This window comes from Arhodomonas sp. KWT (genome assembly GCF_010993615.1).
This window is the reverse complement of record NZ_WNXE01001070.1, coordinates 1-554: the sequence shown is the minus strand read 5'-3', so window position 1 is coordinate 554 and position 554 is coordinate 1. Positions and strand designations below refer to the sequence as shown.

The window sequence follows — 554 nt, the reverse complement described above, 5'->3', positions numbered from 1 at the left end:
GCGGAAATGCCGATGTCGATCTGCTCGGGCTTGTCGGCGGCGCCGGCCGTGCCGATGCCGAGCGCGCAGACGCCGGCGAGGAATGCGCGCCCCAGCGGGCGCAGCGGATTGCTCGTACCCATCTCTCTCTCCTCCAGCGATGTTGTTCGTTCTGGTCGCTCCCCGTGGGGCGGCGACTCCGGACAAGCATGGCCGAGGAGAGGAATATCTCAATTATATATTTTTGATCCCGGCTATCGTTTTACCGCATACCCCTGGGTATCGCAGAGCTCACCGCGCCAGCGCCCGTCCTCCACCAGCCCGCGGGCGCAGTGGGTGAGCAGCTCCGCCACCGCGCGGGCGGCATGGGAGATCGGGCGGTCCGAGGGCTCGGCGACGTAGACCGTGCGATCGATAGCAGGATTGACGATGCGCCGCGCCACCAGCTCACCGCGGGAGAGCTCCTCGTAGACCGCGGAGTGCGAGAGCACCGCCTGTCCGAGCCCGCGGCGCACCAGCGCCTTGATCTGGGTGAGGGCGTCGATCTCGGTGCGGATCCACAGCCGCACGCCGTT

At 67.5% G+C, this 554-nt stretch carries 1 protein-coding gene; it reads right to left on the bottom strand.

The annotated features are described in order from the left end of the window. Window positions 1–233: 233 nt before the first annotated feature. A partial coding sequence (locus G7A99_RS24195) for a LysR substrate-binding domain-containing protein (RefSeq protein ID WP_240466412.1) occupies window positions 234–554 on the bottom strand: 321 nt, incomplete at its 5' end.